25 protein-coding genes are annotated in these 26,496 nt (G+C 48.4%); 9 read left to right on the top strand and 16 right to left on the bottom strand.

The window, feature by feature from the left end; translation table 11 throughout:
* Positions 1-6 precede the first annotated feature (6 nt).
* The 4 genes from IC230_RS34125 to IC230_RS24205 form a co-directional block, all read right to left on the bottom strand.
* Entirely contained in the window at positions 7-261 is a 255-nt protein-coding gene (locus tag IC230_RS34125; protein ID WP_223860815.1) for a DoxX family protein, read from the bottom strand.
* A gap of 3 nt (positions 262-264) precedes the next feature.
* Positions 265-426 (bottom strand): hypothetical protein, encoded by a 162-nt coding sequence (locus IC230_RS34130; RefSeq protein ID WP_223860816.1) that lies wholly within the window; start codon positions 424-426, stop codon positions 265-267.
* Positions 427-530: 104 nt separating this feature from the next.
* Positions 531-2,168, bottom strand: coding sequence for a chaperonin GroEL (gene groL / locus IC230_RS24200; RefSeq protein ID WP_191041638.1), 1,638 nt, complete (start codon positions 2,166-2,168; stop codon positions 531-533).
* 111 nt (positions 2,169-2,279) lie between these two features.
* A complete protein-coding gene (locus IC230_RS24205) occupies positions 2,280-2,576 on the bottom strand; it encodes a co-chaperone GroES (RefSeq protein ID WP_012925587.1) in 297 nt (98 codons plus the stop codon).
* Between the two features lie 249 nt (positions 2,577-2,825).
* On the opposite strand from IC230_RS24205, the gene IC230_RS24210 reads away from it, so the two are divergent.
* Positions 2,826-3,533 (top strand): hypothetical protein, encoded by a 708-nt coding sequence (locus IC230_RS24210; protein WP_191041639.1) that lies wholly within the window; start codon positions 2,826-2,828, stop codon positions 3,531-3,533.
* 73 nt (positions 3,534-3,606) lie between these two features.
* Here IC230_RS24210 and secG read toward each other — a convergent pair whose 3' ends face one another.
* The 6 genes from secG to tamL all read right to left on the bottom strand — a co-directional run bounded on the left by secG (position 3,607) and on the right by tamL (position 11,391).
* Complete coding sequence (gene secG, locus IC230_RS24215; RefSeq protein ID WP_191041640.1) at positions 3,607-4,011, bottom strand: preprotein translocase subunit SecG; 405 nt, start codon at positions 4,009-4,011, stop codon at positions 3,607-3,609.
* Between the two features lie 62 nt (positions 4,012-4,073).
* Positions 4,074-4,913, bottom strand: a complete 840-nt coding sequence (locus IC230_RS24220) for a hypothetical protein (protein ID WP_191041641.1) — start codon at positions 4,911-4,913, stop codon at positions 4,074-4,076.
* Positions 4,914-4,986: 73 nt separating this feature from the next.
* Positions 4,987-5,562, bottom strand: a complete 576-nt coding sequence (gene lptE / locus IC230_RS24225; protein WP_223860817.1) for an LPS assembly lipoprotein LptE — start codon at positions 5,560-5,562, stop codon at positions 4,987-4,989.
* A complete protein-coding gene (locus tag IC230_RS24230; RefSeq protein ID WP_191041642.1) occupies positions 5,552-6,934 on the bottom strand; it encodes a sigma-54 interaction domain-containing protein in 1,383 nt (460 codons plus the stop codon). The genes lptE and IC230_RS24230 overlap by 11 nt, the downstream gene beginning before the upstream one ends.
* 95 nt (positions 6,935-7,029) lie before the next feature.
* Positions 7,030-8,526: a MiaB/RimO family radical SAM methylthiotransferase gene (locus IC230_RS24235; protein WP_191041643.1), complete on the bottom strand. Its 1,497-nt coding sequence runs from the start codon at positions 8,524-8,526 to the stop codon at positions 7,030-7,032.
* A 174-nt stretch (positions 8,527-8,700) separates the two neighbouring features.
* A complete protein-coding gene (tamL, locus tag IC230_RS24240) occupies positions 8,701-11,391 on the bottom strand; it encodes a translocation and assembly module lipoprotein TamL (protein WP_223860818.1) in 2,691 nt (896 codons plus the stop codon).
* On the opposite strand from tamL, the gene IC230_RS24245 reads away from it, so the two are divergent.
* Positions 11,390-12,160, top strand: a complete 771-nt coding sequence (locus tag IC230_RS24245; RefSeq protein WP_191041644.1) for a TrmH family RNA methyltransferase — start codon at positions 11,390-11,392, stop codon at positions 12,158-12,160. The genes tamL and IC230_RS24245 overlap by 2 nt on opposite strands.
* 39 nt (positions 12,161-12,199) lie before the next feature.
* Entirely contained in the window at positions 12,200-14,071 is a 1,872-nt protein-coding gene (locus IC230_RS24250) for a cytochrome-c peroxidase (RefSeq protein WP_191041645.1), read from the top strand.
* Between the two features lie 37 nt (positions 14,072-14,108).
* Here IC230_RS24250 and IC230_RS24255 read toward each other — a convergent pair whose 3' ends face one another.
* Positions 14,109-14,897, bottom strand: coding sequence for a queuosine precursor transporter (locus IC230_RS24255; RefSeq protein WP_191041646.1), 789 nt, complete (start codon positions 14,895-14,897; stop codon positions 14,109-14,111).
* Between the two features lie 65 nt (positions 14,898-14,962).
* Positions 14,963-16,375: a hypothetical protein gene (locus IC230_RS24260; RefSeq protein ID WP_191041647.1), complete on the bottom strand. Its 1,413-nt coding sequence runs from the start codon at positions 16,373-16,375 to the stop codon at positions 14,963-14,965.
* Between the two features lie 199 nt (positions 16,376-16,574).
* Between IC230_RS24260 and rbfA the strand changes: the two genes are divergently transcribed.
* Positions 16,575-16,955 (top strand): 30S ribosome-binding factor RbfA, encoded by a 381-nt coding sequence (gene rbfA, locus IC230_RS24265; protein ID WP_191041648.1) that lies wholly within the window; start codon positions 16,575-16,577, stop codon positions 16,953-16,955.
* Positions 16,956-17,051: 96 nt separating this feature from the next.
* The gene (locus tag IC230_RS24270) at positions 17,052-18,260 is read left to right on the top strand and encodes an ABC transporter permease (protein ID WP_191041649.1); all 1,209 of its coding nucleotides are present in this window, start codon (positions 17,052-17,054) and stop codon (positions 18,258-18,260) included.
* An 86-nt stretch (positions 18,261-18,346) separates the two neighbouring features.
* Here the strand turns inward: IC230_RS24270 and IC230_RS24275 are convergent, their stop codons facing one another.
* The 4 genes from IC230_RS24275 to IC230_RS24290 form a co-directional block, all read right to left on the bottom strand.
* Positions 18,347-19,417: a GHMP family kinase ATP-binding protein gene (locus tag IC230_RS24275; RefSeq protein ID WP_191041650.1), complete on the bottom strand. Its 1,071-nt coding sequence runs from the start codon at positions 19,415-19,417 to the stop codon at positions 18,347-18,349.
* A gap of 97 nt (positions 19,418-19,514) precedes the next feature.
* Positions 19,515-20,738, bottom strand: coding sequence for a sugar MFS transporter (locus IC230_RS24280; protein WP_191041651.1), 1,224 nt, complete (start codon positions 20,736-20,738; stop codon positions 19,515-19,517).
* Between the two features lie 95 nt (positions 20,739-20,833).
* Positions 20,834-22,195, bottom strand: a complete 1,362-nt coding sequence (locus IC230_RS24285; protein ID WP_191041652.1) for a Gfo/Idh/MocA family protein — start codon at positions 22,193-22,195, stop codon at positions 20,834-20,836.
* A 116-nt stretch (positions 22,196-22,311) separates the two neighbouring features.
* Entirely contained in the window at positions 22,312-23,397 is a 1,086-nt protein-coding gene (locus IC230_RS24290) for an MBL fold metallo-hydrolase (protein WP_191041653.1), read from the bottom strand.
* A 141-nt stretch (positions 23,398-23,538) separates the two neighbouring features.
* On the opposite strand from IC230_RS24290, the gene IC230_RS24295 reads away from it, so the two are divergent.
* The 4 genes from IC230_RS24295 (at position 23,539) to IC230_RS24310 (ending at position 26,387) form a co-directional block, all read left to right on the top strand.
* Positions 23,539-24,183 carry a zinc ribbon domain-containing protein gene (locus IC230_RS24295; RefSeq protein WP_191041654.1) on the top strand — a complete coding sequence of 215 codons (645 nt, stop codon included), beginning with the start codon at positions 23,539-23,541 and terminating at the stop codon, positions 24,181-24,183.
* Between the two features lie 253 nt (positions 24,184-24,436).
* Positions 24,437-24,868, top strand: a complete 432-nt coding sequence (locus tag IC230_RS24300; RefSeq protein ID WP_191041655.1) for a 6-pyruvoyl trahydropterin synthase family protein — start codon at positions 24,437-24,439, stop codon at positions 24,866-24,868.
* Positions 24,831-25,589 (top strand): GTP cyclohydrolase I FolE, encoded by a 759-nt coding sequence (gene folE, locus IC230_RS24305; RefSeq protein WP_191041656.1) that lies wholly within the window; start codon positions 24,831-24,833, stop codon positions 25,587-25,589. The genes IC230_RS24300 and folE overlap by 38 nt, the downstream gene beginning before the upstream one ends.
* Before the next feature lie 96 nt (positions 25,590-25,685).
* Positions 25,686-26,387 (top strand): SDR family NAD(P)-dependent oxidoreductase, encoded by a 702-nt coding sequence (locus IC230_RS24310; protein ID WP_191041657.1) that lies wholly within the window; start codon positions 25,686-25,688, stop codon positions 26,385-26,387.
* Positions 26,388-26,496: the final 109 nt, after the last annotated feature.

Here is a 26,496-nt window from a genome sequence, read left to right on the forward strand (position 1 = left end):
TGTAATTTATTTTAAACTGCTTTTCCACAATAAGGCGTCCAAACTCCATTTGCCAGGTCCAGTAAAAAAGAAGACCAATGCCAATAATACAAACAAAAACGGGTGTTGGTCTTCATACCAGAATTTGCCGTGCCCTACAAAAAACGTAATGTAAAGCATCGTGCCAATAATTATCAGGCAAGCGAGTCTAGTCAGCAAACCCATAGTCAATAGGAGTCCCGTCAAAAGTTCAGAACCTTTACCTAAATAGACCATAAACATAGGTTAGGCCGATTCATTGAAAACATCCCATACGGCGTACTCTTTCATTTTAGCGGAATCGAATACTTCCCACCCATGATAGACCAGGAGCAGACCAACAAAAATTCGAACAAACGTCAGACCACCTTCCTGAAAAAGGCTTTTTGCTGAGAAAAATTTCTTCATGAAATAGATGTAGAGTTTGTTGGAATCCCAAATCAACGAAGAAAAAACAAAACGCCCCCGATCTTTCGACCGGGGGCGTTTTTAAATATATCAGCAACTTGATATTACATCATGCCGCCCATGCCACCACCTGGGTGACCATGGCCACCACCGGCTGGAGCTTCCTCTGGCTCATCGGCAATTACGCATTCGGTCGTCAGTAACAGACCAGCGATAGACGCTGCGTTTTCCAGCGCTAAACGCGTCACTTTTTTCGGATCGATAACACCGGCTGCGAACAGATCTTCGAACGTATCGTTCTTCGCGTTATAACCGAAGCCGCCCTGACCATCTTTCACTTTGTTTACGATCACTGAACCTTCGCCACCGGCGTTGGCAACAATCGTACGTAGTGGAGACTCAAGAGCTACACGGATGATATTAACACCGGTTTTCTCGTCTTCGTTGATGGTATTGATACCGTCCAGAGCAGAGATCGCGCGGATCAGCGCAATACCGCCACCCGTTACGATACCTTCTTCAACGGCAGCGCGGGTTGCGTGCAGCGCATCGTCAACGCGGTCTTTCTTTTCTTTCATTTCTACTTCGGTAGCCGCACCGATGTAGAGGATAGCCACACCACCCGACAGTTTAGCCAGACGCTCCTGCAATTTCTCGCGATCGTAATCTGATGTCGTGTTTTCGATTTGGGCTTTGATCTGATTCACGCGACCCGTGATGTCTTCTTTCTGACCGACACCATTCACAACCGTCGTGTTGTCTTTATCGATCAGGATTTTTTCAGCCTGGCCTAAATAATCGATCGATGCATTTTCAAGTTTGAAGCCACGCTCTTCGCTGATGACCTGGCCACCCGTCAGGATAGCGATGTCTTCCAGCATAGCTTTCCGGCGATCACCGAAACCTGGCGCTTTTACCGCAGCTACTTTCAAAGCACCGCGGATTTTGTTAACAACCAACGTAGCAAGCGCTTCGCCGTCAACATCTTCAGCAATGATCAACAGCGGCCGACCAGTTTGAGCAACTTGCTCCAGAACAGGCAGCAACTCTTTCATCGACGATACTTTTTTCTCCGAAATCAGGATGAACGGACGTTCCAGTTCAACTTCCATTTTCTCGGTATTCGTTACGAAGTAAGGCGACAGGTAACCGCGGTCGAACTGCATACCTTCAACGGTTTTAACTTCCGTTTCTGTACCGCGAGCTTCTTCAACCGTGATAACACCTTCTTTGCCCACTTTCTTCATGGCTTCGGCGATCATTTTGCCGATTTCCTCGTCGTGGTTAGCCGAGATGGTAGCTACCTGTTCGATTTTGCCGAAGTCGTCACCAATCGTTTGCGCTTGTTCCGAAAGGTTGTCGACAACAGCCTTGACCGCTTTCTCGATACCACGCTTCAAATCCATTGGGTTAGCACCTGCTGCTACGTTCTTTGCACCGATCGAGTAGATCGCCTGCGCTAATACCGTAGCCGTCGTCGTACCATCACCAGCTGAATCAGCCGTTTTGGACGCTACTTCTTTTACTAACTGAGCGCCCATGTTTTCCATGGCGTCTTTCAGTTCAATTTCTTTAGCCACCGTTACACCATCTTTAGTGATGGTCGGTGAACCGAATTTTTTATCCAGAATTACATTCCGGCCTTTAGGTCCAAGGGTTACTTTTACCGCGTCGGCCAGGGTATCTACACCCTTCTTAATGCGCTCGCGAGCTTCTGTATCGAAAAATATTTTCTTAGCCATGATTGGTTAATGATGACCGGATCGCCGGTTCGATTATGAATGATTAATGCTAACAAAGAATAAAAGTTGGCCGCTGAGCGAATAACTTATCATTCATCATTTATCATTAAATTACAGGATTGCGAAAATGTCTGATTCGCGCATGATAAGGTACTCTTTGCCATCGACGGTAATTTCTGTACCGGCATATTTGCCATACAGGACCGTATCGCCCACCTGAACCGTCAGCGGTTCATCTTTCTTACCTGCGCCAACGGCAACGACCGTACCACGCTGGGGTTTTTCCTTCGCTGTGTCGGGAATGATGATCCCGAACGAGGTTTTTTCTTCAGCCGGTGCGGCTTCTACCAGCACCCGGTCGGCCAGCGGTTTCACGTTCACTTTAACGCTTTCCGTTTCTGCTACCATGATAATGAGTTGATTAAGGTTTTTACTGTTTATGTGTATTTATATACGACGTTGGCAAAACGCCAATTTCTGTGCCAACCCTGCTAAAGCTGTCAAATTTTCAGACTTTAGGCTGACACCATGCCACTGACTATTTTAGTTAAAATTCATTCCGTAGATTGTACATTTCTACTAATAAAATTTGGTAGTTTGCCGACAGTTGCTTAGTTTAACTAAATCATACACGGTTAAAATGGATTTTTCCGATCTATGAAAAAATTACAACCTGACTGGTTTACGCAAAATTGGCTTGATGCTGAGTACCAAAAGTATGTCGTGATGGCATACTTGCAGGCCGTTCAGCAAAACTTCACTGAGTATCGACTATGCCCTGATCTGCCTGATTTACGCGATCATTACAACGCTGGTATTCGTTTTTCGAGGGGCAAAGGTACGCTAAATGCTGCTTTCCCCAAGCGAATTAGTCGAGTTACTGGGCCACCCCCTCGAATTGAATACAAATCTGACGTAACGGAACCGGACTTTATGGCCGAAATGGATGCCATTATGGAATTTGCTCTACCGCGATTTCAGACTATGCTCTCGGAAGGTCAGCAGCGATGGGCAGATATTGCCAGCTCATTAACCCTGGCACCGGTAGGATTGCTGCCGCTACGTCCCGAAGAAGGTTATCTACTCCTGCATGCTACTAATCAGTCAGAAACGCAGGTCTATTATTTCAGTATTACGCTCTATTCTGAGCAGGAGCCGGGTGGTCGATTAGTACAACTCCGTTTTGTGGAAGTAGTACGGAAGAGTTTGGTCAATACGTTTGAGAATATAAAGCTAGATCTAATTCGGAAACATCGCCAATTGCCTAATCCGGCAACATACACGCTGGAAAGTCGACATACCTATCCTGTACAGGAAACACTACTGCCGATCGCCCGGCAACTGTTGGCGCAGGCAGTAGCATAGATAGATAGGAACAACTCAACAAAAAAGCCACCCCCAGTTGGGAGTGGCTTTCAACATTCGTATAAACCTGAAATTATTTCTGAGGTGTCAGGGCAGAGGTCGACGCGCCAGGTGTCTGAGCGCCCGGAGCAGCCTGACTTGGCGCTGCCCCATTGGCGGCACTTGGCGCGGGTGTCGGAGCAGCAGCACCCGGTAAGGTCTGCGTTTGTGCCCGTTCAACGTTAGCACTATTAATGCCACCCACCTGGTTGCGATCAACCATGATGTAAGAGGCTAGTGATAAAACCATAACGGCGATTCCTAGGCCCCAGGTGATTTGCTCAAGCAAATCAGTCGTTTTCTTAACTCCCATCAATTGATTGGAGCCCAGTCCACCAAATTCACCAGCTAATCCTCCGCCTTTTGAGTTCTGAATCAAGACAATAAGAATGAGCAGTACGGTGATAATGCAAATAAATACAACAAGTGCCGTTACCATGAAATTTGTATCACCGGAACGCCGGTGCGTTTATCAAGTTCTGTCGTCAGTAAAAAAGTGGTTTACGAATCGCTCAGATCACCTTTCAATTCACTGATTTTTGCCGCAAAGTACGCCTTTTTTTCGGGACTTTTCACCATCAATTGTTTATAGATTTCAATTGCTTTATCAACTTTTCCTTGTTTCGCCAGGATTTTAGCGAAACTCTCGGTTACAAAGCCTCCGCCTGTGGGTTTACTACGTTTGGTTAAATCTTCCTGTTCAAGGGGTTCGGTGGGTTTAGCCTTGATAGGTGAGATACGCGGTTCATTTTTAATAAAACTTTCGATTAAATCAAGCTGACGCTGCCGTTCGATATCTTCTGGAGTAGGAACTGGTAAGGCAGGCGCTGTCTCCACAATCTGCACAAGATCATTCTGTAGGTTTTTTTCCGTAAGCGTCGGATCTTCCGGGGTAGGTATCGTAACGATTGGCTCGGTCAATACGTCGTTCTGGTCGGGTTGGTTGGCCCATTGTAGAAGCGACAACTTTGGAAAGCCACTGCCTAAACCTGTTTTAGACTTGAAAAGCGCGTAGCTTTCCTGCTGATAATCATCAGGGATCGGGACATGCCTAGCCGATAACTCGTTTAATTTCGTCAGTAAATTTTCTGACCACTGAAACTCATTATCGATCAGCTTGCGCAAGGCATTACGGCTGAGGGCGTGGGCTGCGGCCTGACGAACGTAGGGAACCGTCTGACTACGCTGATGCACCGAAGCCGCCTTAGCCAACAGTGTATGCAATGATTGACAGTAGGGGTAAGTTGACAGACTTTCCTGTAACTGCACGAGGTCAGTAGGAGTAAGGTCCTCAGGGTGAGTGACCCAGTATGAAAAGGTTTCTTTATCGAGGGCAAGCATGGATCGAAAGTAAGGATGAATGATGAATGATTAATTATGAATGTAAAAAAAGAATTACAATTCATCAGTCATCCTACCAGTCGGCGGCTGTTTTGTTAAATATGTCAAGAACGATCTGATCCAGAATCTGCGGAACTAAACGGCTTTCATTCTGGCTGAGCGTTTGCGCCTGTGGGAAGTCTTTATAAAATGAAAACGACTGCTCGAAATTCTTACTCTCGTCTTTATTATTATAATATCGAACCAATACGGTGATTTGCAGTCTGTTGACAGCAGCCTGATCCTGTGCGGTCGGGGCTACAGCTATCAGATCGTAACCGGTAATGTTTCCTTCCAATAGCATGTCGCCATTGGCTGGGATCACTTTTAGGCTGGTATAACGCTGGTAATACTCTTTCAGCTTTTCATTAAGGGTTAGGGGCAGGTTTGCCGGTCCGCCCGCTGTCGCCAGTACGAAATTGTTAACGGTTACGGTCTTTATGTCCGGCGATAAGGTCGTTCCTGTAAACGAATATACTCCGCAGGATTGAATGAAGAGTGAGGAATTAAGAATGAAGAATAATGTCAGGATACGTACTACTTTTTTATTCTTCACCGCCCGGCGGCCCAGTCTTAATTCTTCACTCTTCATTCTTAATTTATTCTTCATCAATCTCATACTGTTTAATTTTTCGGTATAACGTCCGTTCGGAGATACCGAGTGCCTGAGCCGCATATTTTCGCTTGTTATTGTTACGTCGGAGAGCCTTTAGAATCATTTCTTTCTCCTGCCGTTCGAGCGACAGCGAATCATCTTCTTCAGTCTCATGCGTTACGTCTTCCACTTCCGTTACGTCGTTAATATCGCCATCGACCTCATCAAAAATCTGTACGGGCGGATGGCTACCATAGGTTTCGGAAGGGGCTACGGGGGCTGCAGGACGGATTGTGGCTTCTGGCCGGACAGTTCCGTTTGTTGCGGGCAGAAAACGCGTTACACCGACATCCGACGTAGTACGACCATCATTCTCAGGCGTGATTGAGTCGAATAGGTCTTTATGATTATGCAGAATCTGTCGGCCATCCTGCTCGTTACCCAATACGTCGCGAACGAGTTTCTTCAGATCGTTAACATCCCGGCGCATATCGAACAGCACTTTGTACAGCAACTCGCGCTCCGAAAAATTCTCCGCATTACTGCTGCCGTTAGCCTGTGGAAACAGGGCGAGTGTACGACTTGGCTGCTGAGCTTGAGGCAGGTATTTTGCCAGCGTATTGCCATCAATCGGTTTGTTTTGCTCCGATTCCAGAATCGATACCTGTTCCGCAATGTTTTTTAACTGCCGGATATTACCTGGAAACGGAAAGCTCATAAGCAACTGCTTGGCGTCTTCTGTCAGTTGTAATGGCTTAATTCGATACCGTTCGGCGAAGTCGGTCGTGAATTTGCGGAATAGCAATTCAATGTCCGTGCCGCGTTCGCGAAGGGGGGGGACGAAAATAGGTACGGTGTTGAGCCGGTAATATAGATCTTCCCGAAACTTTCCCTTATCAACCGCATCCAGTAAATTGACGTTCGTAGCTGCGACGACGCGCACATCCGTTTTCTGAGTTTTGGACGAACCAACACGAATAAATTCGCCGTTTTCCAGAACACGTAATAGCCGGGCCTGCGTACCGAGGGGCATTTCACCAATTTCGTCCAGGAAAATCGTACCTCCGTTGGTTGTTTCAAAATAGCCTTTGCGTGAATCAACAGCACCGGTAAAGGAGCCTTTCTCATGTCCGAACAGTTCTGAATCGATAGTGCCTTCGGGAATCGCGCCACAGTTGATCGCAATAAACTGGCCGTGTTTGCGGCTACTCAGGCTATGTATAATTTTAGAAAACGATTCTTTCCCACTACCACTTTCGCCCGTAATCAGCACGGTCAGATCAGTAGCCGAAACCTGCATCGCTACGTTGATCGCATAGTTGAGCGCAGGAGCGTTACCGATTATGCCGAAACGTTGCTTAACGGACTGGATTTCTTGGTTGTTCATAGTTGCTGTGGTGTCAGTTCAAGCAACCGACACTCTCTAATAATTCATGGTACCTGTTTGAGAATCGCAATGGCGACCCGTTTAGCACCACGTAATCAAATTACTTCGCCCCGCAACGTTGCCGACGTACATTCCGTAACCAACACATGAACGTACTGACCTTTTTGGTGATCTCCTCTGGGGAAAACAACCATTTTATTCTGGTCATTTCGGCCACAGAGGAAGTCATCTGAGCGTTTTGATGGCCCTTCGATCAGTACGCGTTGCACTTGCCCAATATGACGCTGGTTCCGTTTAGCAGAGTGTTCCAACTGTTTCGCGATGATCTCATTTAAACGCCGTTTCTTAACGTCTTCCGGAATATCATCCGCGTATTTTTTAGCGGCTAGCGTACCCGGGCGCTCTGAATAAGCGAACATGTACGCATAATCGTAGCGAACATAATCCATCAGCGACAGGGATTCCTGATGTTCCTCTTCCGTTTCCGTACAGAACCCCGAAATCATATCCGTTGAGATACCGCAGTCCTCACCGAGAATCTCACGAATTCGATCAATTTTACCAACGTACCAGGGCCGATCATACGTCCGGTTCATCAATCTAAGCACCCGGCTATTGCCACTTTGAGCTGGTAAATGGATGTAGTTGCAGATGTTATCGTAGCGGGCCATCGTGTGGAGTACATCATCCGTAATATCTTTCGGATGCGACGTCGAAAAGCGCACACGTAAGTCCGGGTGAATACGCGCTACCATTTCGAGAAGATTGGCAAAGGTGGTAGGGGCAGAGGGCAGAGGAGTTTGGGCATTGGGCGTAAAAACAGCATTGTCTTGAACTCCAGACTGCATACCCTCTGCTGACCCGTCGGACCGCTCCTGCCACTTGTACGAATCCACATTCTGTCCCAGCAACGTTACTTCGCGGTAACCCCGGTTGAAAAGGTCCTGTGCTTCTCGAACGATGCTGTATGGATCACGGCTACGTTCGCGGCCGCGGGTAAATGGTACGACGCAGAAACTACACATATTGTCGCAACCGCGCATGATCGAAACAAAGGCTGTTACACCGTTGGAATTCAGGCGAATAGGTGAAATGTCGGCGTAGGTTTCTTCCCGCGATAGAAATACGTTAACGGCTTTCTGCCCCGATTCAGCTTCTTCAACCAGCTTGGGAATATCGCGATAAGCATCAGGCCCAGCTACGATGTCTACTACTTTTTCCTCTTCGAGAAGTTTTGTTTTCAGGCGTTCAGCCATGCAGCCAAGCATACCCACCAGCAACTCGGGCTTTTGCCGTTTTAAGCCCGTAAGGTGCTTTAACCGGTGACGAACCTTTTGTTCAGCGTTATCGCGGATGGCACACGTATTCAAAAAAATCACATCAGCTTCTTCGGCCGAAGAGGTTGTAGCGAAGCCTGCATTCCGCATCACAGCCGCGACGATCTCACTGTCGGCGAAGTTCATCTGGCAGCCGTAACTTTCGATATAAAGCCGTTTTTTGCCCACCGCTAACTCGTCTTCCAACGTACGTGGTAAATCAACCTGCTCTTTATCTGCGTCTTGCAGTATGGTTAGTTCGGGGATGAGTGTCATGTTGATCAATCAGTTAGTCAGCTGGCCAGTCAGTTAAGAAAACTGTCATTTACTGACCGACTGACTAAACAACTGGCCAACTGATTGCGCAAATTTACGAAGAAAGCCCTGATAAAGCTGTCATTTTGGCAGGAAAAAGCCGTTAAATTCTCTTAATAGACTGAAGCTTACTTGTCAGAATGGATAGCCGATCCCGAAGTTGATTATTAATGGATTAGGGCCGCTCGATAATTGACGTAGTGAGAATTTGGGTAGAATGAACCGTTCATCGACTTCCTGATTCTCACTATTTACGAAACGTCGGGCGGGGTCCCAAACTTTAATCCCGCCATCAAAACGGATGACAAAGAAGGAGAAATCAAAACGTAAGCCAACGCCGGTGCCCACTGCTATTTGAGGAATAAACGTACCAAAACGAAAGACAGTACCAGGACGAGTGGAATTATTGCTTAATGTCCAGACGTTACCGGCATCAATAAAAATAGCGCCGTTAACATCCGCACCAAGATGAAAAAGTCGCCCGCGCAGTTCCGCAGACCCTTCGATCAGCATATCGCCCGGTTTTTCGACCGTATATAAGAACTGCTCACTGTCGGGATAGTCTGGATTGAAAACCGGCTTGCCATCTTTCGTTTGCGGCCATTCCGAACCAGGACCGACCCGGCGCGGATACCAGGCCCGAATGCTATTGCTGCCTCCTGCGAAAAACAATTTTTCGTAAGGTGCGGTCCTGTTCGAGCCATAACCATAGACCAGGCCAGTATTTACGCGAAAGGCAAACGTAGTACGTGCTCGTAAAGGAATGTAATGCCGATAATCGACGTTGAAGCGCAAATATTTGTAATACTGCAAACCTGTCGAGTCGGTTGTGTTAAAAAGCTTACGTAGCTGTGCATCCTTAAAGAAATTTAACGTTGTACCACCCGATTCGACAACTGTACGCAGAAAATTAGCGCGACGATTTTGACCCGGCGTGTTCGTATTATAGGTGTAAGCAAAGCTGAAACTCGAGCTAAGTGATCGCCGAAAACTCAGATAAACGGTACTCCCCTGGTCTCTAAGGATCTGGAGCTGATCCTGAAAGGCTTTGCTGATTGCTGTACTGGTGCCGTCGCCCGCATTGATCAGGTTAATATCGGCGATCAAAAAACTGAACTGTTTAGCCGCCGTTGTTTGCCAGTTATAAGCCATCGTCGCCCGTAACAATGACCGGCGAAAATCGGGTCGGAAAGAGTTATTAAAGCTTAGGCTGACCTGTGTCCGAGGAGCGTACCGATTAAACCGAAACCGAAAAGCACCTGGAAATAAAATCTGCGGAAAAATAAGCGAACTGCTGACGCCTAATTCCTGCGAGGAATAGACCGATGTTCCCGGATTGTCGGGATCACTCACAAAACCCGTCTGGGCTTCTATGCCAAACCGAACAGACGTTTCGAACGTTTCGAGGCCGCCAAACATGTTTCGTACCCGGAAAACCAGACTCCCAAATCCTCCTGGATAACCCTGTCCCTGATAGAGCAGGCCGGTAATGCCTCCTTCAGCGGTGGCTTCGTATTTATCTAGTGGAGTGGCTGTGATCAGGGTTTGCAGTCGACGATTGGTCGTATCAATAAAATTGAGATTAACGAACTTGAACTGATTCAGCAGGAACAGTTGCCGTTGGGTATCCCGGTAGTTTGCCTGGCTATATAGTTGATTAGGACGTAGCAGAATTTTTGAGTCCAATAGCCGTACCGACATATCCCGATTCCCCAACAGATACATGATGTTGTTACGACTAACCGTATCGCCAGTGGCTGAATGGGCAATATTGGGCGCGGCTCCAACTGACGGATCATCGCCGGAGTTGATTTGCATTTCTACCTCCCCAACGTGGTAAATTGGATGGGCCGATTTACCGGGTGGATTGACGATCTGTAGGGCGATGTCGACGTTTCGTCGGGTAGAATCACCTGGTTCAAGACCCTGGTAATACCGGCGATCATTCCCGCGCCGGATCGTATCGACGTCAGTGGCCCGTATGTATTGTCGGGAGAATGTATAATAGCCCTGATCACGTAGTAAGGATTCAATTCGAAGCCGCTCTCCCGACATATTTTCGAAATCAAACCGCTCACCTACCTTAAGCCGCGACTGATCAAATGATTGACGAACGATCGAATCAACACGTGGATCAGCAATCTGATACGTAATGTTACGTAGATAAAAACCGGCGTTTTCTTTAATCAGGTAGTTTACCCGAATCTGACGTCGACGTAGTGTATCCAGTTTATAACTCGCCTGCGCGTTGAAAAAGCCTTTGTCTGACAGATACTTCTGCATTTTTACGGCATTGGCCTTCGCATCGGCTTCGGCAAAATAAGAAGGTGGTTCGCCGAGGCTTCGCATTACCCAATTCCCTTCTTCCGCTCTCAGGCGCAGCCGTTTCAATTGACGGCCATAGCGTCGGTTCAGGACTTTAAGCGCTTCGGGTTGACCGGCCAACTGCTGACTTTGCTGCTCAAATTCGTTAGTTTTGTCCTGTAGCTCGCGCAGGGCGGCCCCTCGATCGTACCGACGTAAGCCCAGTTGATAAAACCAGAGTGGGGGCGTAATGGGTAAACCCAGAATCCGACGATTCGGCTTTTGGGGAATCAGACTCTCAAGCGCTTCGCTGGGTATTGTGCGGTTGCCCCGTATGGCCTGGGATGTCAGCAGGTACTCTTTAGAACTTAAACAGCCTGACAGGCAGAGAATAAATGAAGAATGAAGAATGAAGAATATAGAATAACGCTGAAGGCAGTGCCGTCGATTATTCCGCCCGACGGCCCGGTTCATTTTACATTCTACACTCCGCCCGGCGGCTCGGTTCATTCTTTTTATCATGCTTTCTAAAAATCAACTCAAATATATCCAGTCGCTGCACCAGAAAAAATATCGACAGCAGCACGGAGCGTTTCTGGTCGAGGGGGCCAAGAGCGTACAGGAAGTTCTCCAGTCTAACTTCCAGACTGAACTGGTGGTTGCCACTGAAGTATTTTACAAAGAAAACGCTCACCTGACAGACCGCCAACGGATACCCGTCGAAATTGCATCCGTAGCCGATCTTGAGCGAGCAGGGACCCTCGAAAGCAACAATGCCGCGCTGGCTGTTGTCAGAACGAAAGAGAACCGCCCCCTATTGGCTAAACCGAACGAGATTGCCTTAATTTTAGATGACATTCGCGATCCCGGTAACCTGGGCACCATTCTGAGAATTGCTGATTGGTACGGCGTCCAAAAAATACTCTGCTCCGAAACCACCGCCGATGTATATAATCCGAAAGTTATTTCGGCCAGCAAAGGATCCTTTACGCGCGTAAGCTGGTGGTATGGGAACGTAACGGAATTCCTGAGCCAGTCAGGTAGTTATTCGACTAGCCAGCCGATCGTGTACGGTGCATTTTTAAATGGAGCTGACGTGCATACATTGTCTTTTGGTACGTCGGGCTACGTGGTTATGGGGAATGAATCAAATGGTATTCGGCCAGAAGTAGCGCAATACGTAACACAACGGGTAACCATTCCGCGCTATGGTGAGGCTGAATCACTGAATGTTGGTATCGCCACAGCCATTTTGCTGGATAATATTCGACGGGTCGGTCAGGCAAAATGAAAGTACTACGGCCCGGCCCGTGGCACCAAAGAAACTAAGATGCATCGGTTAGCAAGTCTGCTTTTTGCGGGAGTGGCCATAATGGCTTTTCTGCCTCGGGAATCACCTCCCGACGGAAAGTGGGTTTATGATCAATTTCTGATCGACAAAAACCGGTTCCATCAGCAGGTTCAGCAGTTAGCTACTTACGTTCAGATCAACGCTCCGGCCGATTCGCTCAAAGAAGCGTTCAAACGAAGTCGCCGGGATTACAAACGTATTGAATGGTTACTGGAATTCTATCAGCCGTTTTTGGCGAGTCGCGTTAATGGGCCGCCGGTAGCCGAAATTGACGAATATGAGCCCGGCCAAACGCCCATTCTACCCACGGGGCTACAAGTGATGGAGCCCTATTTGTTTCCTACATACGACTCTGCCCAGAAAGCTGACCTGTCCCGGGAACTAAAGGCACTGATGGTGTACTCATCGCAGCTGGAGCAGGCCATTCCCATTGATAAGCTAACGGATACTGCTATTCTGGAAGCGATGCGGCAACAATTGTTTAGGCTGGCAACACTGGGCATCACGGGTTATGATGCCCCTGAAGCCAAAACCGGCCTAACCGAAGCCGCTATAACGATTAGGGGGCTTCAAGCTACTTTTCAGCCTTATGCGGAACGGCTTGCAAATCCTTTAGCCGCCCAGATCGAGCACCGTTGGATAGCCGCTATTCAGTCTCTTGAACACGCTGATGTTGATAAATTCGATAGGGTTTCGTTTATCCGAGAGCAACTTTATCCGCTTTGTCGATCAGTACAACAAGCCCGGCAAACGTTAGGCATAGCTACGCCAGTGGGCAATCGTTTCCTGTCGCCGACGGTTGCTACGTTATCCGATTCAGGCGCGTTCCGGGTGGGAGATCTTATCAATTTTGGCCAGTTTGCAAGTACTCCCGAGAAAGTAGCGCTGGGTAAGACCTTGTTTTTCGATCCGCTTCTGTCAGGCAACAACGCTCGTAGTTGTGCTTCCTGCCATCGGCCTGAGCGAGCGTTTACGGATGGGAAGGTGAAAAGTCGGGCGTTCAGTGGCCGCAAGCCAGTGCTTCGTAATGCGCCCACGCTTATCAATGCGGGTTTGCAGACGGCTCAGTTTTATGATTCGCGCGTATTTTTTCTGGAAGATCAGGCGCACGCTGTAATGAGTAGTGTTCACGAAATGCACATCTCACCTGACGAAATGGTCAGGAAATTATCGGCCAGTAGTCAATACAAAAAATGGTTCACTGAGGCTTTTACGAGTGGACTAACAGCGCCGAATATCCGGAATGCACTAGCTTCTTATATTCGTAGCTTAACTAGTTTAAATGCCCGGCCGGATCGTTATCTGCGTGGGGAGAACGTAGCGTTGTCGGATGAAGAACAGCTTGGCTTTAATCTATTTTTGGGAAAAGCCCGCTGTGCAACCTGCCATTTCTTTCCGATTTATAACGGTTTCATCCCTCCCCGCTATGAAAAAACAGAGAGTGAAATCATCGGCGTGCCCCGTCGTTTGAAAACCCGGAACGCCCGACTCGATGGGGATCTAGGTAAGTTCGCTACGTATAAAAAAAATCTTCATCGGTTTGCCTTTAAAACTCCGACGGTACGTAACGCTGCATTGACGGCTCCATACATGCACAATGGTGTATATAAAACGCTGGATCAGGTTGTTGACTTCTATAATCGGGGTGGTGGCCGGGGCATCGGTATTCAACTCGATGGGCAGACGCTGGCTGATGATCCACTTGATCTGACCGTCAGAGAACAAAAAGCACTGGTCGCGTTCCTGAAATCCTTGACCGATACGACTGGCCTTACCCAACGACCCAGCCGATTGCCTGGCATTGATGGAAATAAGATGCTGAGTGAGCGGAAAATTGGGGGCAGATATTAGAAAATATGGCACCGGGTTTAAACCCGGTGCCATGGAACTACATAAACGAACTCATCGCCGACTCATTTGCCAGTTTTTCGGCGTGTTCCTTACCCAGATATTGGTCGATGAAGTAATGCGCTACGTAGAGCAAAGGGGTTAGGACAATGGCTGAGGTAGCCTTGTAGATGTAATTAATAATGCCCACTGCCAACACCTGAGCAAGCGACCAGTTCCCGAAAATGTAAAAGGCGATTCCCAGCACAACGAAGCTATCGACTAGTTGCGACACCAACGTAGAGCCCGTAGCCCGCAGCCAAATTTTCTGACTTCCCGTAATCTTTCGGAGCGAATGAAAGACATACACATCCAGAATCTGTCCGATCAGAAAAGCCGTTAATGAACCGATGATGATGCCCAATCCCTGCCGAAAAATCATCTGGAAAGCATTGTTAATGTTTATGGGATTACCAACGCCATCTTTTGCATTCACGTCGAGCCAAAACTGGGCGGGAGGCAGCGTCGTAACGGCGTAGATAATCAGAAAGCTATAGCCAACGAAACCAGCCGTTAAGAACGAAATGCGCCGAACCCCCGCCTTACCAAAATACTCGTTAATGATGTCGGACGTAATGAATACGAATGGCCAGATAACAGCCCCGGCAGTAAGGTTGAAGTCGAGAACAAAATCTTTAAAAAGGTGAATCTGGGCGGGTTTCGTGCCGAGAAGGGTTTCGACTGAAAAGATTTTTACACCAATGATTTCGGCAATGAGCGCGTTTGTCAGAAATACCGCACTTAGAAAAATATACAAATTGGTGCGTTTACTCGTGAAAGAGGCAGGCATAGAATCAATCGTTAATCATCAACGGCAAGTTACGTTATGAATAACGGCTCACTAACGACAGTCGCCTAATTTTTTCGTTTGTACACATCCGCAACCGACGTTTTTTCATACTGAGCGGCTATGGCCGGTGCGCGTTGGAATAATTTGTCGACTACTTTTTCCCGGTCGACGATATAATCGGGCGGGTCTTTCCTGAAATGGTCGAATACGTTGATAACCGATTCATAGTTATCCAGATTTTTAAGATCGTACTTGGCCAGGTCCCAGTTCAGATAGGGCGTTGCCAGGCGGTTTTGTCGGTAAGCACTTAGGTCCTCACCGATGATCAGTACGTTATGGTCGCGAATGTTGGCCGGTAGGGGAGAAGGCTTTACCTGCAATGTGCTTAGCCTACCCAGCTCTGCTCCAGGAATCAGTCCCAGCGCCCCTTGATAAAACAATAGTAGCATCAACACAAAGGCAAATGAGAAACTCGTTTCGGCCAGCCATACTTTTCGAATGTTCTCGAAGTAATAATACGTGAAGTAAGCCATTGGAGGCACGAAACTCAGAAAAGCCATCGGAGCCAAAAAAGGCATCAGCCCGATCGTCAGTACAGCAACCACAAACCAGATCATCATAATTTGCTGAACACGCTGCTGAAAATTGACGTAGCCACCCGTGCGATTGAACAGACTGAGAAAACCCAGCACGCCCAATCCCAACGGAATTAGCAATGAAGCAAACAACGACTGAAAATCGGAGAGCGAATACTGTCGAACCCGGAACACTGATGCCAGCAAATTGCGGTTAAAATCGTCAAGACCGTCGCACATGTAGTAGAATAGGACCGTTGCGGCAAACGGAAACAGAAACCCAAATACCGATAACGAATACTGCCGGAACGTAGCGCCCGTATAAAAAAGCAGCGAAACAATGGCCCAGAGGATAAACAAGGCCGATGGCAGGTAAAACAACGCAGCGATACCAATGTAAAAGCCTACTTCAAATACCTCGTCCGTAGCGCCCCGGCGATCCATTTGCCGGATGAGTGTGCCAAACGCCAGAAGCAGCCAGCTCGTCGACATCAAGACCGGTGAGAGCGTTAGGCAGTCAAACGAGAGATGCATAAATAACATGTAAATCAGACCTGGCCAGAACGAGCGATCCGGATACAGATCGCGGCCATTCGTCAGATAGTTGAAATACACAATCTGAAAGACCGATACCAACGTAGCGGCTGCGTGCAGGATAAGTGGTGAGCGTCCGAAAATGCTATCGATGCCCCAATAAACCAGTGCGGAGAGTGGGCTCACGCTATCCCAGATGTCGCGGTAGAGCAAATTTCCCTGACTCATCTGTTCGCCGACAACCATCCAGTTCAGTTCTGGAATCAGCAACGGAAAGGGATGCAGCAGCAAGGGCAATCGAATCAGGACCAGTAGCCCTAACAGGAAAACGTATTGGTAGGGAAAATACGATTGAAAGAAACGTAGCAAAACAAGTTGATCGTTAACAGTCGGTAATAATCACTTGTAAAATTACAGGCAATTTCGGCAGAACGGAAAAATGGATGGATATTTGCAGAATGAGTGATCGGGAAAGTCAGCCTAAAGGTTGGCAGATGAAAAATCAGGATAACGGACTATAAACTATTCGCCTGATTGCCCGTTCAATGAAGTATTAAGTAGTAATCGTATGGAATCGAAACGACAGCAAAAGGTTGCGCGCCAGCTGCAGAAAGATTTAAGTGAGATTTTTCAGCGCGACGTACCACACTTGTTCAACGGGGCATTTATCACCGTTACCAGCGTGCGTGTTTCGCCCGACCTAAGCGTAGCCCGCGTTTATTTGAGTTTTCTGGCTACCAAAAATAAGGAGTTGTTACTGAATAGCATTCAGGAAAAAAGCAAAGTGATCCGGCAACATCTCGGTGACCGCGTTCGGCATCAGCTACGTATTGTGCCTGAGGTGAGTTTTTACCTGGATGACACAGCCGAATACGCCGATAAAATGGATAAACTCTTCGCTGGTCTTGAAATCCCTCCCGCGCCGGTAGAAGATGAAGATAATGAGTAAATTGTGAGTGAGCGCGTAAGCGAATGAGCGAATAACTGATGCAAATCCTTATTCGCTCATTTGCTCACGTACTCATGCACGCATGCACAAGTAAGAATGAACCTACCTACCTGGATTGCCCGTCGATATTTTTTCTCCCGCAGGAAGCGTAGTTTCATCAGCTGGCTGTCGATTCTGTCGATGCTCGGTGTTGGCGTCGGCACAATGGCTTTGATTGTGGTACTGTCCGTTTTTAACGGGATGGAAGAGCTGAACCGACAGATATTCAAGACGTTCGAGGCTGATATGACGATCTCGCCAAAGCAAGGCAAGCGGTTTCTGGCTACGCCCACCTTGCTTAGCCGGTTGCGTCAGACACCTGGTGTTAGTTTACTGACGCCTGTAGCCCAGGATAATGCACTGGCGAGATACGTCCGTGCGCAGACAGTAATAAAACTTAAAGGTGTCGATGACAATTACCTGCAACGGCAGCAACTCGATTCGGCAATGCTCGAAGGCAAGCGGTTGTTACGTCGGGACGGGGTTAATTACGCCATCATCGCCGAAGGTATACGGAACGATTTAAGCGTGTCGCCGGTCGATATTCTAACGCCTTTGGAAATCTTATATCCCAAAAGCGGTCAGACGATGAGCGTACTTAACCCGGATGCGTTTAATCGGGAGACGCTGACCGTGTCGGGCGTGTTCTTTATCGAGTCCCGCTACGATAATTTCGTTCTGGCGCCCTTGACGGTTGCGCGGGATTTGTTCGGTTATGGAAAAGATGAGGTCACGAGTCTTGAAATTCAGCTTAACCCCGGCACAAACGAGAACGGAGTGAAGAAAGCGCTACAGGCGGCCGCCGGGGATAACGTACTGGTACAAAGTCGCGATGATCTGAACGTCGACCTTTACCGGGCTATTTACGTCGAGAAACTGCTGGTAGCCATTACGCTTGCCTTCATCATTCTGGCTGCTTCGATCAACATCTTCTTTACGCTGTCGATGCTGGTGATCGAGAAGAAAGCGGACATCCGGATTTTGTTTGCTCTAGGCGCTACTAAAGGTATGGTCCGTCGAATTTTCCTGACCGAAGGGACGCTCATTGCCTTGATTGGGGCCTTTACCGGACTGGTTTTGGGCGTTACGTTATGTGTCCTGCAGGAAAAGTACGGCCTTATTGGTATGGGAATGGTCAGCTCCATTATCGACGCGTATCCAGTTCGGCTTCAGTTTACCGATATTGGTTTAACGGTCGTGTTGGTTGTGCTGATTACCGTGCTCACGTCCTGGCTCCCTGCGCAACGGGCGGCTAATACACAATAAGGATACCACGGAAATGGTACTACGGACTTTAGTCCGTATAAGTTTCAGGCTATGAAATACGGACTAAAGTCCGTGGTACCTCAACCTCATGACGTAACTGTTGTTCCTGTATCAACTGAAATGACATAGGCTTTTCCGCCTTCGCATTCAATAGCTTCCGCTACGTTCTCTGGTTTGTTTGGCGCGTAGGCAAACATGCAACCTCCTCCACCCGAACCATTGATTTTACCTCCTAAAGCACCCGCATTTAAAGCAGCCTCCAGCATGCGATCTATTTTAGGGGTACTAATTCGTTGTGCTTCGCGAAGGTTTGTCTGATGGTCGGTCAGCAATTGGCCAAATCGTTGGTGATCCAGACCCATTGGCGCCTGCAGAACAGAAAGGGCTTCCCGTAAAATATCACGGTTAGCCAGATTGCCTTTTAGTAGTATGTACTCGTCTTTCGTCAGGATATCTTTGAACTCTGTGGCTTCAGTGAGGGTAGAATAATGGAGCGAAAAAGCAGGATTAATAGTTTTCAAACGCTCGATGATCGAGAGCATTCCGAGTTTAACCCGCTTTAAAATACCAATGGTATCTTTAGGCTCCTGCGAGTCGCCGAGAACGAACGTACCCAGTTTAGGATGTAATTCCTGCAACGCAATAATTGGGGTCGACTCCAGATAGATGACATCGCCAACGGCGGTTGAATAATGATCCATCATACCGCCTGGTTCGCCAAATTCCAGCACTTCGGCTACGTAGGCAAGTTCAGCCAGTTTTTCGCGGGAAAGTTGCCGGGGCTGGTCGGCCAGTTGCGTCAATACGTTCAGCCACGTAACAAGCAGAGCCGACGAACTCGACGTTCCCGAATTGATCGGAATGTTGCCGCGCACTTCCCCCTCGATTCCTCGCGAAAACGTGAAGCCCTCCCGCAGCAGTACGTTAACTGCCGAGCGGAAATAATCACGGATTTGCGGATACGTGAGTGGTGAACCGTCGAACTCAATGCTGACTGAATTCTGAATATCAGGCAGATTCAGCCGAAAGCCCGGCTGTCCGGTTGACTGCGCTGTTATCTGAATTCGGCGGGAAATCGCAGCGGCAATGACCGGTAATCCTAAATAATCCTGATGTTCACCGAATAAGCAGATACGGCCTGGTGTTGATACGATCATAAATAAACGCAATGGGGCAAAGAAATCGCCAGAGACGCAAAATAAAACATAGTACGCGCTCCGTGAAACGTTAATGCCCTTCGCGTTTAGAAATTAATTACCAACTCGTTTTCTTATGGCCCGATACGGCGTAGTAGAGAATGAAGCCAAACAGCGGTAACAGCAGCGAATAAGCCATTTTTGGGCTAACCGCATCGGTCAGGTAGCCATGTACCAGCGGTAACAGAGCCCCCCCTGAAATCCCCATAATTAATAATGCGGAACCCAGTTTGGTGAACTTGCCAAGTCGATTCAGCGCCAGCGGCCAGACAGCGGGCCATACGGGCGAAATAGCAAAACCTAGTAAAGCAATGCACAAAACCGAAGCAAATCCGTCCGTTACCAGTGCGCCAACCGTCAGTATCAGTGCCAGAATCATGCCATACCGTAAAGCAGCTTGCTGAGTAATAAAGCGGGGAATAGCGATGATACTCAGTAGATAGCCTGCCAGCAAGCCAACCAGTGTATACGTAGTAAAGTTCTTCGCTTCGTCATTGCTGAAACCAATGGCTTGTCCATAGCTGATGATTAAATCGCCGGTAATTACCTCGGCACCGACGTAACAGAACAGCGCCAGTACGCCAAGAACCAGATTAGGGAACTGCCACACACTGTCGTGAATGGCAGACGTATCGGCAGGTACGTCGTCCTGTTCTTCAGACACTTCGGGTAGATTTGAATAGCGAACTAGTCCCGCCAAAACGACCAGCACAACGGTCAGAATCAGATAAGGCGTTACAACTTTTTCGAGCGAAGCCGCACCAACCGCTTCGTTCGCTCCAGAAAGCAGGAGTCCGCCAAACACGACCTGGCTAAGAATACCCGCCAGCTTGTTGGCAATGCCCATAAAACTGATACGCTGGGCGGCACTCTCGCGTGGTCCAAGAATCGTCGCGTACGGATTCGAAGCTGTTTGCAATACCGTTAGCCCAATGCCAATGATGAACAAGCCTATCAGAAACAGAGGATACGAAACCGACTTGGCGGCAGGAACAAAAATCAACGTACCAACGGCCATTGTCAGTAAGCCCAGTGACATTCCATTCTTAAAGCCGGTACGTTTTAGTACCGCTGATGATGGAATTGCCATAACTGCATAGGAAATCATAAAAGCAAAAGCAACTAACGTCGACTGAAATGACGTCAGACTGAAGGCTTGCTTGAAGAACGCAATCAGCACGCTGTTTACCCACGTAACGAAGCCGAAAATGAAAAAGAGTACACCGATAATAAGTAACGGGCCAATATAATTCTGGGTTTTAGGCGGAGCAGTCGGGGTCATTGGCTGATACGTGCGTTAAAGGCAAATGAAGGATAAGTGATTTATAAAATTTTTTACAAAGTAAGAATAGAAATCGAATAATCGCCAATTGCCCGTTAATAGACGTCTGTCAAGCCAAAAATTGGTTTGTTTGTCTTCCATTTCCCCCGGGTGAAATCAGGAATATCAACGGCTTTGCTGCCTTTGGCAATACTCTCTTCTGACAATGGGCTGATGGCACTCCAGACGGCTGCGTCATACACATCAATTGGAGGAGCCGTTTTCGATTTGACTGACTCGATAAACGCCCGAAGCACAAAAAAGTCAATACCACCATGGCCCGCATTCTCGGCTGTTTGGGCGTGCCGTTTCCAGAGCGGATGGTCGTATTGTTCCTGATACGTAGCAAAGGGCTCCCACTGGTGTGGTTTTGAACTAGTGCCTTCCAGATAGATCATATCATTGTCGTCCATCCAGATGCCTTGCGTGCCCTGCGCCCGAAACCCCAGCGAGTAAGGGCGGGGTGAATTCGTATCGTGAATGATGACGATGTTCTCGCCATTGGCGCATTCAATCATCGTCGTCACTACGTCGCCGAGTTTGAAATTTACCTTGGCGTTAGGATGGTTTTCGCCTCCGTGATCCACTACGTACTTGTGCAGTCCCCGACTCTTGGTGGCCATGCTGGTCAGTCGCACAAACTGATTGCCTCGGTTGATGTTGAGCCAGTGTGCTACGGGTCCCAAACCGTGTGTTGGGTACAAATCACCGTTACGGTCAACGGAATGCTGAGTGCGCCAGTGGGCTTCTGAATAGCCTTTCGCGCCAAATTCGGCCCCAACGCCCCCAATTGACTTACCATCGTTGAACTTAATATTTCGCAGGTCGTGCTGGTATCCGCAGTGCGCATAGGTCATCTCACCAAACATGCCCTTTCGGATCATGTTCAGGACCGCCAGTACGTCGCGCCGATAGCATACGTTTTCCAGGATCATGCAGGGTGATCCTGTTTTTTCAAACGCATTCACCAGATCCCAGGATTCTTTTAACGTAACAGTTGCCGAAACCTCCACACCGGCGTATTTTCCGGCCTGCATGGTCGCCACGGCCATCGGGACGTGCCATTCCCAGGGCGTAGCAATCACAACCCCGTCGATGTCGTCACGCTTGAGCATGTCCCGGAACGATTCATCGCCTTTTGTATACGCTACCGGCGCTTTCCGACCTGCTTTCGTAATCATCGCGTTGGTTCGGCTGATGGCGTCGGGATCGGGATCACTGATGGCTATTATCTCGACATCGTCGCGAAAAAGCGCCTGACTGACATGACTACGTCCCCGCGATCCAACACCAATAAACGCAAGCCGAACTTTAGATTCCGGTGGTTTCGCACCGGTCAGAATAGTTGGGAAAACGGACGTAGCAGCGCCCGTAATAGCGGCTGTACGAATGAACTGACGTCGAGTAGGCGTTTGCATGAGTGTAGGCTACGTGTAAACAGTTTGTCAACCAAAGAACGCGATTTCAGCCTGAAAAACATACACTCACAATCATTCGCTTTTTAGGAATGTTTGGCGCAACGAAAAAGCATTACTTAAAAATTCCACCAGACGGTTCGTGGATAATGTGAAGTAACCACCAGCGGCTCACCAATTTGGGGCGTCGTTACGTCGAGATTTTTCTCCTGAGCAGCTTTCGTGAGTCGTTTGATTGAGTCATTCCAGGAGTGGTTAGAAAGCGAAAACTTCGCCCAGTGAACGGGTAAAACCGTTTTAGCCTGCAAGTCACGCGCGGCAGTAGGAATCTCTTCGGGAAACATGTGAATACTAGGCCAGTCTTTGCCATACTGACCACATTCGAGAATGGCCAGATCAAAGGGGCCGTACTTGGTTCCGATTTCCTGGAAGTGCTTTCCGTAGCCGGAATCACCTCCGAGCAAAATTGAGTAACCATGTAGTTTTAATGCAAAAGCCGTCCAGAGCGTTTTTCCTCTTGCAATCGATCGTCCCGAAAAGTGCCGTGCCGGAACTGCCGTTAACGTAATATCGGATGCTACAGAATGGCTATCCCACCAGTCTAATTCCACAATCTGGTCGGGTGTAGCACCCCAGCGTTCGAGGTGGGCACCTACCCCTAAAGCGGTGTAGAATTTTTTGACTTTGGGAATAAGCTGCGTAATGGTTTTGTAGTCGAGGTGATCGTAATGGTCGTGGGAAAGAACCAACATGTCAATGTCCGGCATATCGTCAACGCCGTAGGTATTCGAGCCCGGATATGCTTTGCCAAAAAACGATACGGGCGATGCGTTTCCGCTAAAAACCGGATCGACCAGGATGGTAACGCCTTTCGATTTGATTAGATAGGAGGAGTGCCCAAACCAGACAATCGTCGGTTTTTCGTCGGTCAGCGCTTTTAAGTCGGTTTGTACAGACGGGATGGGTCGGGGAGGGGTGTTGTCTTTGGGCTTATTAAAAAAGTCATTGAGCATATCCCGATAAGACGCATCCTGGCGCATAACGGCTGTTGGTTCCAGATTCTGAAACGCGCCGTCGCGGTAATGAGCTGATTTCAGGATTCGGTCGAGCCGGGCTGCGGCCGGGTTACTACCAAAGACATTTTGCTGCATAAAAATGACAATGCCTGCAGCAACGGCAACTAGAATAAGAACTATCGATAACATGATGATTTTGAAACGTTTCATGAGGCTGAATGAGCGCCGTCGGGTATGAGTAGATGATGGGGAATACAAACCTTTCTGATGCGAACACTTTCTTTTCTATTTTTAGTCCTGAATCCAAAAAAATAGATCGAGGATTAGACCATGATTCAGTTCGTCCGTAACTATGACGACCTCTCTACCGATAAGGGGTTTCAGTTTTCTTTCCGATGCGATAAGTGTGGCAACGGCCATATGTCACATTTTCAGTCGAATAACTTAGGTATCGCTGGCGAGCTGCTCAGTGCAGCGGGGAGCCTGTTCGGTGGCCTTTTTTATGAGGCTGGCAATGCCACTCGCCAGATGCAGCGGGCTATTGGCGGCAAAGCGCACGATGAAGCTCTGCAAAAAGCAGTACAGGAAGGAAAAACGCACTTTCATCAGTGCACACGGTGCGGACAATGGGTATGCCCGGATGTATGCTGGAACGCCAGCGCTGGTCTTTGCGAAAGCTGCGCCCCCGACGAAGGGGAAGAACTGGCGGCTCAGCAGGCGTTGGCCACTTCGGAGCAAATCCGGCAGAAAACCCGTGAGGTCGACTATACAAGTCAGGTTGACTTTACAAACCGCACGGCAGTGAGTACCTGCCTACAATGCAGTGGTAAACTGAACTCAACCGATAAATTCTGCCCATCCTGCGGTACCCCGAATGCTCCATCGCAAACCATGGAAAAATTCTGCACTAACTGCGGAGCTAAAACCAAAGCAGGTCAAAAGTTTTGCTCGGAGTGCGGAACAAGCGTGGGGTAGGCTATAAGCAGGGAAAGTAGGGGGCAGGGGGAAGATTGTTTTGTGCAAAAAGGCACTCTACCCCGCGCCATTTCCTATCGATACCCAATGCCCTTTCCCCGCTGCTTTTAGTGAACGAAACCAGTATGATGTGGGTTATACCCGCGAATGACTACACACAAAGGAGCGTATTAGCTACACGCTCTGCTGTCTGCCTGTGTTGTACACAAACTTTGTAACGACAGGTTGATTGAGGATTTTTCGATTCGTACCTATGAATACTCTCCGGGCTGAAGCTCCACGGGTTGCCGTGTTTCGAAAGGAACACTTTAATGCCGCTCATCGTCTGAATAATCCAAACTGGTCAGATGAAAAAAATGCCCGTGTGTACGGCAAATGCAATAATCCACATTTTCATGGGCATAATTATGACCTGATTGTACAGGTAACCGGGACGATTGATCCCGAAACGGGTTATGTCATTGATATGAAGCATCTGGGCGATCTGATCAAGGAACACGTAACGGATCGGTTCGACCATAAAAATCTGAATCTGGATACCGAGGAATTTGCCGATCTGAATCCATCGGCCGAAAACATCGCCATCGTTATCTATACCATTTTGCGTAATCAACTGAGCGAGAGCTTGGATCTTAAAATTCGATTGTATGAAACTGAACGGAACTTCGTCGAATACCCCGTCTAGCAGCGACCTGCTTAACGAAGGGGCTTCGTATAGTGGCAACCCTAAAAACGGCCATTCCCGGGATTGTCAGTGTACAGACGAGCTGGTTGACGAAATCGGCGACGCTCATGGCGCTACGTCTATTGATACGCCCATGCGCCCTGATGCCTTTGCGCTCGACGATGATTTTAAGATCGACCTGATCGAAGAACATTTCCGGGAAATTATGAACATTCTGGGCCTCGATCTGACCGACGACAGCCTGAAAGGATCACCCCGGCGCGTTGCGAAAATGTACGTAAAGGAAGTGTTTAGCGGTTTGAATCCCGCCAATAAACCTGAGCCAACGTTGTTCGACAATAAGTTTGGGTATAACCAGATGCTGGTCGAGAAAGACATTACCGTTCAGACGTATTGCGAACACCATTTTGTGCCCATCCTGGGTAAGGCGCATATTGCTTATATCTCAAGTGGAAAAGTCATTGGCTTATCGAAACTGAACCGGATCGTCGAGTATTTCAGTAAACGGCCCCAGGTGCAGGAGCGCTTGACGGTGCAGATCGCCGAAGAACTGAAACATGTTCTGGAAACAGATGACGTAGCTGTCATTATCGACGCTAAACACCTGTGCGTATCCACGAGGGGGGTTCGCGATCTGAATAGCTCGACCGTTACGTCGTCGTACAGCGGTAAGTTCGAAGAAGAAGCTACCCGGCAGGAGTTATTACGTTACGTTGCCTAATCGGTCGTAACAATTTAGTTGAACGTCCGCTTTACAATTGCAGCTACATGACCGACATAAGGTCAGAAGCTTTCAATCGTAAAGCGGACGTTCGTTATGAAAGACAAAAACATATTGATTATTGGTGGTAACTCGGGCATCGGTTACGCACTGGCCAAACAGCTTCAGGAACAGGGCGCTAATCTATTTACTGCAGGTCGACGCCCACCCGAAGACCTCCCGTCTACGCACATGACGTGGGACGTATTGCAAACACCCGCGGCTGATGCACTGACGCAACTTCCTGACGTATTACACGGTCTGATCTATTGTCCGGGTAGCATTAATCTTAAACCGTTTCATCGGCTAACCATCGACGATTACCGGTCTGATCTGGAAATCAACGTGCTGGGTGCAGTTGGTGCTATTCATGCTGCTTACTTAGCGCTAAAAAACGCAAAGGGGAGCAGCGTTGTTCTCTTCAGCACGGTCGCGGCTAAGTTAGGAATGGGGTTACATTCATCGGTATCGGTGGCCAAGTCGGCAGTAGAAGGATTAGCCAAGTCGCTGGCTGCCGAATTCGCGCCGATCAACATTCGGGTCAATGCCATCGCGCCTTCGCTCACGGATACACCTTTAGCGCAGACCCTGCTAAGTAGTGATGAAAAGCGGGAGTCAGGGGCCAAACGCCATCCCCTGAACCGGATTGGCACCCCAAACGATATAGCCAGCATGGCGGCTTATCTGCTCTCTGATCAGGCTAGCTGGATCACGGGCCAGGTGATCAGCGTAGACGGCGGCATGGGAGCCATTAAGTAACGTTTGAAAAACGTTGTCTCATAATAATATACCGATTACTCAATTTTTGCAGAGAAATTTTTGTAGAATTTTCACCTTTAAGAGGCTGAGCCGCAGATTGATTGCAGCT

It is taken from the genome of Spirosoma validum (genome assembly GCF_014699035.1).
GTDB classification, from domain to species: domain Bacteria; phylum Bacteroidota; class Bacteroidia; order Cytophagales; family Spirosomataceae; genus Spirosoma; species Spirosoma validum.